Source organism: Modestobacter sp. KNN46-3 (assembly GCF_011039295.1).
This window is the reverse complement of the sequence record NZ_JAAKGN010000182.1, coordinates 1-8,519: the sequence shown is the minus strand read 5'-3', so window position 1 is coordinate 8,519 and position 8,519 is coordinate 1. Positions and strand designations below refer to the sequence as shown.

The following is an 8,519-nucleotide window of genomic DNA, read 5'->3' as shown; positions in this document are numbered from 1 at the left end:
GGTCTGCACCTTGCTGGCGATGAACTCGAGCACCGCGTCGGGGGCCTGCAGCCGTTCGCCCCAGGCCTTCTTCCGCAGGATCGCGATGCGGGTCTCCAGGTCCGGCGCCTGGACGTCGGTGATGAGGCCCCACTCGAACCGGGTGCGCAGCCGGTCCTCCAGCGTCGTCAGCTTCTTCGGCGCGCGGTCGGAGGTGATCACGATCTGCTTGCTGGCGTTGTGCAGCGTGTTGAAGGTGTGGAAGAACTCCTCCTGGGTGCGCTCGGCGCGCTCCAGGAACTGGATGTCGTCGATCAGCAGGAAGTCGATGTCCCGGTAGCGACGCCGGAAGTCCTCGGCCCGGCCGGAGTGCACCAGGTTGATGAACTCGTTGGTGAACTCCTCGGTGCTGACGTACCGCACCCGCACGTTGGGGAACATCCGCGCCGCGTAGTGGCCGATCGCGTGCAGCAGGTGGGTCTTGCCCAGCCCGGAGTCGCCGTAGATGAACAGCGGGTTGTAGGCGCGGGCCGGGGCCTCGGCGACGGCGACGGCGGCCGCGTGCGCGAACCGGTTGCTGTTGCCGATGACGAAGCTGTCGAAGACGTACTTCCCGTTGAGTCCCGGGTCCAGGCCGCCGGGGCGCCGGTCGGCGAACAGGGGGACGGCGCCGCCGCCGCGGCCCGAGCGTTCGGCGGGGCGGTCACCGGTGCCCTCGTTCCTCGGCGCCTGGTCGCGGCCGGCGTCCCCCGGGTCCCGGTCCCACGGGGCGAGCCGACGGGGGCCGCCGTCGGACTGGTCGTCGGAGGCCGATCCCCGCGACCAGTCGCGCCCGTCCCCGGACTCGGGCAGCCAGGCCTCGGCCCGGGCGGCATCGGTGCGCACCCCGAAGGCGCTGCGCCCGTCGTCGACCCGGTCTCGGTCGGCGCGGTCCTCGGCGGCCCGGTCGTGCGCCGCCCGCTCGCGGGCAGCCAGCTCCTCCGAGGCGCGGTCGTGGGCCAGCCGGTCCTGGGTGAGGCGGTCCTGGTCCAGCCGGTCCTGCTCGGCGGTGGGCCAGCGACGGACCTCCGGCTCGGCGCCGAGGCGAGGTGCCTCGGGGGCCGGGGGCGGCACCGGCATGTCCTCGAGCTGGACCGCCACCCGGATGTCCCGGCCGATCTCCGCGGACAGCGCCTCGGCCAGCACCATGCGCATGCGGGACTCGAGCACCGTCTGGGTGAACTCGTTGGGCGCGGCGAGCACGGCGGTGTCCTCGAACAAGCCGAGTGGGCGGGTGAGGTTGAGCACCGCCTTCTGCTGCGGGGTCAGGCTGCTGGCGAGCCTCTCGCGGGCCTGGTTCCAGACCGTCGCCAGGTCGACCGGATCGTCGGCCATCGACTGTGTCCCTTCCCGTGCCTTCGGTGCTCTGCCTCTGGTGTGACCCCGGAAGCCTCTGGTGTGACCCCGGAGCCGCGGTGCGGTCCCGGAGCCGTCGTCCACAGGTGGGGACGGATGTCGGGACTCGCTGGATCCCCCGTCGGGTCCCCAGCTGTGGACGTCCGGCGGTGCTGCGTCCACATGAGTGTCCACAGTCTGTGCACGCTCGGCGACACGTGGTCCGGCGACCGGCGTCCGCGCTGCCGGGCACGACGTCATGGCTGGTGAGCGCCCCGGCAGGGGCGATCGGAGGAAGGTCCGGCGAGCGATCGGCCGACGGGGTCGGCAGGAGAACCGGCGCCCGGTCGTCCGACCCGGAGCGACGGCGACGCTAACAGCCCCGTCCACAGGCGGGCAACGACGACGGCGCCCGGCACGCTGATCGGCTGCGGCGTGTCCGGCGCCACGTGCTCCGATCAGCGGTGCACCATGAGCGGTCCGGCCAGCAGACCGGGACCCGTCGGGTCTCGGCTATGCTGGTCGGAGTCTGTGCACGGGAGTCGGCGCACGCCCTGAGGTCGTGGGGTGTGACCACCGGGTCCGTTGCACAGCAGACCAGCCTCGGGAGTCCGGGACGGTCGCAGGTCCCGGGAGCACCGGGGCCGATGACCTGCCCGGCCCCGCGCGTGCGCTGCCCGACCGGGTGCGCGCCGCATCGACGTCGTCAGCAGTGGGAGTCCCTCGTGAGCAAGCGCACGTTCCAGCCGAACACCCGTCGTCGGGCCAAGACCCACGGCTTCCGGCTGCGAATGCGCACCCGGGCCGGGCGGGCGATCCTCGCCGCTCGCCGTGGCAAGGGTCGCAACAAGCTCTCCGCCTGAGGTGCTGCCTGCGCAGGCACGCCTGCGCCGGCGGCCGGAGTTCACCGCGGTCATGCGGTCCGGCCGGCGTGCCGGGCGGCCGACCCTGGTGGTGCACTACCTCTCCGAACGGCCCGTCGCCCGGGTCGGGGGTCCGCTGGACCCCTCGACCGGGCCGCGGGCCGGTTTCGTGGTCGGCAAGGCCGTCGGCAACTCCGTCTGCCGGCACCGGGTCACCCGGCAGCTCCGCCATCTGGTCGGCGACCGCCTGGAGCGGCTCCCCGCGACCGCGGACCTCGTCATCCGGGCCCGCCCGGAGGCGGCCGACGCCGGTTCGGCCGTGCTGAGCCGCGACCTGGACGCCGGCCTCGACCGGGTTCTCGGCGGACACGGCCCCCGGGCACGGCGGCCGTGACGATCGCGCCCGCCCGCTGGTTGCTGGCCGCCGTCCGCTTCTACCAGCGGGCGATCAGCCCCGCGTTCCCGCCACGGTGCCGCTTCGAGCCCACCTGCAGCGCCTACGCGGCCGAGGCGATCGAGGTCCACGGCGCCGGCCGGGGCAGCTGGCTGACCGTGCGCCGGCTGGCGAAGTGCGCCCCTTGGCACCCCGGTGGCGTCGACCTGGTCCCGCCCCGGCGGGCCGGTACCGAGCCATCCGGGGACGGAACGTTCGACCCTGGCCTAGGAACCGCTGAGCCCACCCACTCGTCGTGCACAGCGGCGCAGCCGCCGGCACCGTCCGCGGCGACCGCGTCGACGGCTGACGGCACACGTCGTCCCGACCGTGCCACCCCGCCGGCTCCGCGCCGGTCTGCGCAGCAGGAGGCTGGCGTTGCTTGACTGGCTGTACACCGCGATCGCGTGGGTGATGAAGCAGTGGCACTCACTGTTCTCCACGTTCCTGGACCCGGCGAGCGGCATCGCCTGGGCGCTGTCGATCGTCTTCCTGGTCGTCACCATCCGCATCCTGCTGTTCCGCCTGTTCGTCAAGCAGGTGAAGAGCCAGCGGGCGATGCAGGAGATCCAGCCGGAGATCCAGAAGCTCCGTAAGCAGTACGGCAGCGACAAGCAGGGCTTCAGCCAGGCGATGATGGCGCTGAACAAGGAGCGCGGGGTCAACCCGCTCGCCGGCTGCCTGCCGATCCTGCCGCAGATCCCGATCTTCCTGGCCCTGTTCCACGTGCTGCGCCGGATCGCCCCCGGCAAGGACGGCCTCTACAGCTGGGACGACACCCTCACCGACCAGGCTGCCTCGGCGCAGCTGTTCGGCGCGCCGATCTCCTCCTCGTTCAACATGACCGGGGAGAAGGAGCGGCTGATCCTCGATCTGCCGGGTGTCGACTACACCAACATCCGGATCGTCGCCTTCCTGCTGATCGTGATCATGTGCGCGACGACCTTCTTCACCCAGAAGCAGATCATGAAGCGCTCCGGCCCGGTCGAGGGCCAGGCCGCGATGGTGCAGAAGCTGCTGCTCTACGGCATGCCGCTGAGCCTCTTCGTCTCCGGCTTCTTCTTCCCGATCGGCGTGCTCCTCTACTGGTTCACCAACAACCTGTGGACCCTGGGCCAGCAGTTCTACATCCTGAAGAAGCTGCCCCCGCCCGGGTCGCCGGCCGCGCTGGCCAAGGCCGCCGCCGACAAGCCGCAGATCGACCCGAAGTCCCTCGCCCCCAAGCCGGGCGCGAAGCCGGTGCGCCCCAAGTCGGGCAGCCGCGGGGCGACCGCGGCCAGCTCCCCCACGGTGGACGGCGACGGCAGCACCCCCGACGTCCCGCCGGCCGGTGCGACCCCCGCGACGGGGGCCGGACCCGCGGAGGGTGGCTCGGCCAACGGTCGACCCCCTGGTGGCGGAGGTGCCCGCCCGCGCACCGGCTCCTCGGGCAGCCGGTCGTCGGCAGGGCCCGCCAACCGAGGCAAACGCAAGCGCCGCTGACCGGCTGCGGCACCCGGGCGAGAGCCCGCGGCGCGCCCGCCCCCTGACCACCGGGCTCGCCCGGCCGCCTGCACGACCCTGGAGGACTCCGTGAGTGCATCCGACAACGACACCGTGGCCACGTCCGAGGCGACCTCGGACGCCCTGCTGACCCCGGCCGGTGGGAGCGGTGACCCCGCGCTCCCCGACGCCGACCCGGCGTCCTCCGACGCCGTCGTCGAGCCGGTCGACGTCGAGGACGAGTCCGACGACGAGGATAGCGGGGACGGCCTGCTCGTCCGCGAGGGCGACGTCGCCGGCGACTACCTCGAGCGGCTGCTCGACATCCTGGACGTCGACGGCGACATCGACCTGGACGTCGAGGGTGACCGGGCCTCGGTCGCGGTCGTGGGCGGCCAGCTGAAGACCCTCATCGGGCCCGACGGCGCGACGCTGGAGGCGCTCCAGGAGCTGACCCGGCTGGCGGTGGCCCAGTCGACCGGTGTCCGCAGCCGGCTGATGCTCGACATCGGGGGCTTCCGGGCCAAGCGGCGCGCCGACCTGACCAGCCTGGCCTCCGCAGCGGCTGAGCGGGTCGCCGAGAGCGGGGCACCCGAGCGCCTCTCGCCGATGAACCCGTTCGAGCGGAAGGTCGTGCACGACGTCATCGCCGCAGCCGCCGGCGTGCGCAGTGAGTCGGAGGGCGAGGAGCCGAACCGGCGCGTCGTGGTCCTGCCGGACCGTTGATCGACGAGGAGGGTCAGGCCGAGGGCCCGCCGTCCGCCGCTGATCAGTCCGGTCCTGTTCCGGAACCCTCGGCGGCGGCCATCGCCCTGTTCGGTCCCGCTGTCGAGCAGGCGGCCCGCTACGTCGGGATGCTCGCTGGTGACGGTGTGGTCCGTGGGCTGATCGGGCCGCGTGAGGTGCCCCGGCTGTGGGACCGCCACGTGCTGAACAGCGCTGCGCTGGCCGAGGTGGTGCCGGAGGGCAGCCGGGTGGTCGACGTGGGCAGTGGTGCCGGGCTGCCGGGCGTGCCACTGGGGCTCGCCCGGCCTGACCTCACGCTGACGCTGGTCGAGCCGATGGCCCGTCGGGTGGAGTTCCTCCAGGACGTCGTGACAGAACTGGGTGCTCCCTGGCGGGTGGTCCGCGGACGCGCCGAGGAGCGTTCCGTCGTCCGGGCGGTCGGGCCGGTGGACGTGGTCACGGCGCGGGCGGTGGCGCCGCTGCCGCGGCTGGTGGGCTGGTGTCGTGGGCTGCTGGCTCCGGGGGCCCAGCTGATCGCCCTGGTCGGCGCCCGGGCAGCAGCCGAGGTGCCGGATCTGGTGCTGGAGCTGGAGGCTGCCGGGATGCGGGACGTGCACACGCGGGCAGTCGGTGTCGAGCTCGGCGCCGCAGCCACTACCGTGGTCCTCATGACGCGCGCTGGCACCTCTCGGTCCGGGCGCTCGGCAGGGTGAGCCCGTTTCACGTGGAACTCGCCGTAGCGACCGCACCCTGTTCCACGTGGAACACGGTGGTGAGGAGGACGCACCGATGACGGACCCGGGCGAGCGCCTGCGCAACAGCCTCGCCGCCGATCTGCCGGTCGGTCCCGACTTCGACAGCCCGATCGCCATGGAGGCGATGCGGGCCACTCGCGTGCTGCACGCCGCCGACCAGGAACCCTTCCCGGCGCCGGGCCGGATCCGGGTGGTCACGGTCGCCAACCAGAAGGGCGGCGTCGGGAAGACGACGTCGACGGTCAACCTGGGTGTCGCCCTGGCCATGTACGGGCTCCGGACGCTGGTCATCGACCTCGACCCCCAGGGGAACGCCAGCACCGCCCTCGGTGTGGAGCACACCGTGGGCACCCCCTCGATCTACGACGCACTCGTCGGGGACAACACGCTCGCCGAGGTCACCCACCCGACGACAGCGAGCCCGAACCTCTTCTGCGTGCCCGCGACGATCGACCTCGCCGGCGCGGAGATCGAGCTCGTCTCCGTGGTCGCGCGCGAGCACCGGCTGCGGCGCTCGATCGAGACCTACCTGCACGAGCTCCCCGCCGAGGAGCGCCCGCACTACGTCCTCATCGACTGCCCGCCGTCCCTGGGGCTGCTCACGCTGAACGCGCTGGTGGCCGGGGACGAGGTGCTGATCCCCATCCAGTGCGAGTACTACGCGCTGGAGGGCCTCGGGCAGCTGCTGTCGAACATCGACCTGGTGCGCGCCCACCTGAACCCGGGCATCTCGGTGAGCACGATCCTGCTCACCATGTACGACGGCCGGACCAAGCTCGCCGACCAGGTGGCCGACGAGGTGCGCAACCACTTCGGTGACCTGGTGCTGAAGGCGGTCATCCCGCGGAACGTCCGGGTGAGCGAGGCGCCGGGCTACGGGCAGTCGGTGCTCACCTACGACCCCGGCTCCCGCGGCTCGACCAGCTACGTGGAGGCCGCGCGCGAGCTCGCCCGCCGGGGAGTGGCACTGCCGGCGTCGACGGCTCAGCCGATGAGCCAGCCTCCTCCCCCACCACCGGTCGCCGCACCGGTCTACCCGCCGCCGGTGGGCGGGCCGCCGCCACCGGTGGCCGGGCCGCCGTCGGTGGCGGCGCTGGTGCTCGGTGAGCCGGCGACGGCCCCGGCCCAGCGCGGACGGCACGCGACGTGACCCCGGTGCGCTCCATTCCCACCCCCGAGCCGCGTCTGCGGACACCGGGCATCTGCGAGGAGGACCAGTGACCAAGCGCGGCGGTCTGGGGCGGGGCCTGGCGGCTCTGATCCCCACGAGTGCACCGGCTCCCACGGCGACCCCAGCGGCCCGCGCCGCCGAGGCAGCCGAGGTCGCCGCCACGGCGGTCGACCAGGCCGGGGCCACCCCTCCGGACCAGTTCACCCGGACGGCGTCGGTCCACGAACTCCCGAGCCGGGCGCTCGAGGAGGTCGCCGGCGTCCCCGGCGCGCAGCTGCGCGAGGTCCCGGTCGGCGACATCGTCCCGAACCCCAAGCAGCCGCGACAGGTCTTCGACGACGAGGCGCTGGAGGAGCTCACCCACTCGGTGCGGGAGTTCGGTCTGCTCCAGCCGATCGTGGTCCGGGAGGCCGGCGACGGTCGCTACGAGCTCATCATGGGCGAGCGCCGACTGCGTGCGTCTCGGGCCGCAGGGCTGGAGACCGTGCCCGCGATCGTCCGGGACACCACCGACGACGCCATGCTGCGCGACGCCCTGCTGGAGAACATCCACCGGGTGCAGCTCAACCCGTTGGAGGAGGCAGCCGCCTACCAGCAGCTGCTCGAGGAGTTCGGCGCCACCCACGAGGAGCTGGCCAGCAAGATCGGGCGCAGCCGCTCGCAGGTCACCAACACCATCCGGCTGATGAAGCTGCCGGTGAAGGTGCAGACCCGGGTGGCCGCCGGGGTCATCTCGGCCGGGCACGCGCGGGCACTGCTCGGCCTGCCGGAGGCGGAGGCGCAGGACGCCCTGGCCACCCGCATCGTCGCCGAGGGCATGTCGGTCCGGGCGACCGAGGAGGCCGTCGCGATGGCGGTCGCCGACTCCCCCACCGCGGCCCGCCGTTCCGCCCGGAAGATCAGTGCCCCCGGGGTCGAGGACCTCGCCGGCCGGCTGTCGGACGTCTTCGAGACCAAGGTGAAGGTGCAGATCGGCCGGGCCAAGGGCCGGATCGTCGTGGAGTTCGGCTCGGTCGACGACCTGCAGCGGATCGTCGGCATGATGGCCCCGGACATCACCGGTCGCAGCCAGCAGGAGTGAGCGCCGCAGTTACGTCACAGACGTAATGCGGTGGGAGGTGGTCGTCCGTCCGGACGACCACCTCACCCGGTGATCGGCCCCTCGGCCGCTGCGCGCGCGAGCAACCGGCCGAGGACGTCGCCGAGCCCGTACCCGGCTGCCTCGACCGCCATCGGGAACATCGACGTCTCCGTCAGCCCCGGGGAGACGTTCACCTCGAGGAACTGCACCGCGCCGTCGGGAGTGACGATCGCGTCGGTGCGGGACAGGCCGGCCAGCCCCAGCACCTCGTGCACCCGCAGGGCCACCTCCGCCGCGCGAGCGGCGACCTCGTCGGAGACCCGCGCCGGGGAGTGGTACTCCGTCATGCCGGGGGTGTACCGGGAGGTGTAGTCGAAGACGCCGGACTCGGGGGCGATCTCGACCGCAGGCAGCGCTTCCGGGCCGTTCCCCAGGTCGATCACCGACAGGGCCAGCTCCACGCCGTCGACGAACCGCTCCACCATCACGGTGTCGCCGTAGGCGAAGCAGCTGACCATCGCGGCCGGCAGGTCCTCGACCCGGCTGACCTTCTGCACGCCGAGCGACGAGCCACCCGAGGCCGGCTTCACCATGAGCGGGAGTCCGAGCCGGGCCACGATGAGGTCCAGGACGGCGCCGGCGCCCAGCTCGCGGA

General features: G+C 72.9%; 10 protein-coding genes. 8 read left to right on the top strand and 2 right to left on the bottom strand.

Annotated features, from left to right (window positions below):
• Nucleotides 1-1,353: DnaA ATPase domain-containing protein (locus G5C62_RS23590; protein ID WP_164702915.1), on the bottom strand; the 1,353-nt coding region annotated here is incomplete at its 3' end.
• A gap of 725 nt (nt 1,354-2,078) precedes the next feature.
• On the opposite strand from G5C62_RS23590, the gene rpmH reads away from it, so the two are divergent.
• The 8 genes from rpmH to G5C62_RS23550 all read left to right on the top strand — a co-directional run bounded on the left by rpmH (nt 2,079) and on the right by G5C62_RS23550 (nt 7,864).
• Nucleotides 2,079-2,216 (top strand): 50S ribosomal protein L34, encoded by a 138-nt coding sequence (gene rpmH / locus G5C62_RS23585; protein ID WP_036333061.1) that lies wholly within the window; start codon nt 2,079-2,081, stop codon nt 2,214-2,216.
• 1 nt (nt 2,217) lies between these two features.
• Complete coding sequence (gene rnpA / locus G5C62_RS23580; RefSeq protein WP_164702914.1) at nt 2,218-2,610, top strand: ribonuclease P protein component; 393 nt, start codon at nt 2,218-2,220, stop codon at nt 2,608-2,610.
• Nucleotides 2,607-3,035 (top strand): membrane protein insertion efficiency factor YidD, encoded by a 429-nt coding sequence (gene yidD, locus G5C62_RS23575; protein WP_241176092.1) that lies wholly within the window; start codon nt 2,607-2,609, stop codon nt 3,033-3,035. Before rnpA ends, yidD begins: the two co-directional genes overlap by 4 nt.
• Nucleotides 3,028-4,131, top strand: a complete 1,104-nt coding sequence (yidC, locus tag G5C62_RS23570; protein ID WP_164702913.1) for a membrane protein insertase YidC — start codon at nt 3,028-3,030, stop codon at nt 4,129-4,131. Before yidD ends, yidC begins: the two co-directional genes overlap by 8 nt.
• Nucleotides 4,132-4,221: 90 nt before the next feature.
• Nucleotides 4,222-4,857, top strand: a complete 636-nt coding sequence (locus G5C62_RS23565) for a protein jag (protein ID WP_241176091.1) — start codon at nt 4,222-4,224, stop codon at nt 4,855-4,857.
• Nucleotides 4,854-5,570 (top strand): 16S rRNA (guanine(527)-N(7))-methyltransferase RsmG, encoded by a 717-nt coding sequence (gene rsmG / locus G5C62_RS23560; protein WP_241176090.1) that lies wholly within the window; start codon nt 4,854-4,856, stop codon nt 5,568-5,570. Before G5C62_RS23565 ends, rsmG begins: the two co-directional genes overlap by 4 nt.
• Nucleotides 5,571-5,646: 76 nt before the next feature.
• Nucleotides 5,647-6,762, top strand: coding sequence for a ParA family protein (locus G5C62_RS23555; protein ID WP_164702912.1), 1,116 nt, complete (start codon nt 5,647-5,649; stop codon nt 6,760-6,762).
• Nucleotides 6,763-6,829: 67 nt separating this feature from the next.
• Nucleotides 6,830-7,864 (top strand): ParB/RepB/Spo0J family partition protein, encoded by a 1,035-nt coding sequence (locus G5C62_RS23550; RefSeq protein ID WP_164702911.1) that lies wholly within the window; start codon nt 6,830-6,832, stop codon nt 7,862-7,864.
• Nucleotides 7,865-7,926: 62 nt separating this feature from the next.
• On the opposite strand, the gene G5C62_RS23545 is transcribed toward G5C62_RS23550, so the two are convergent.
• The coding region (locus G5C62_RS23545; RefSeq protein ID WP_164702910.1) for an ATP-grasp domain-containing protein at nt 7,927-8,519 on the bottom strand (593 nt) is incomplete at its 5' end.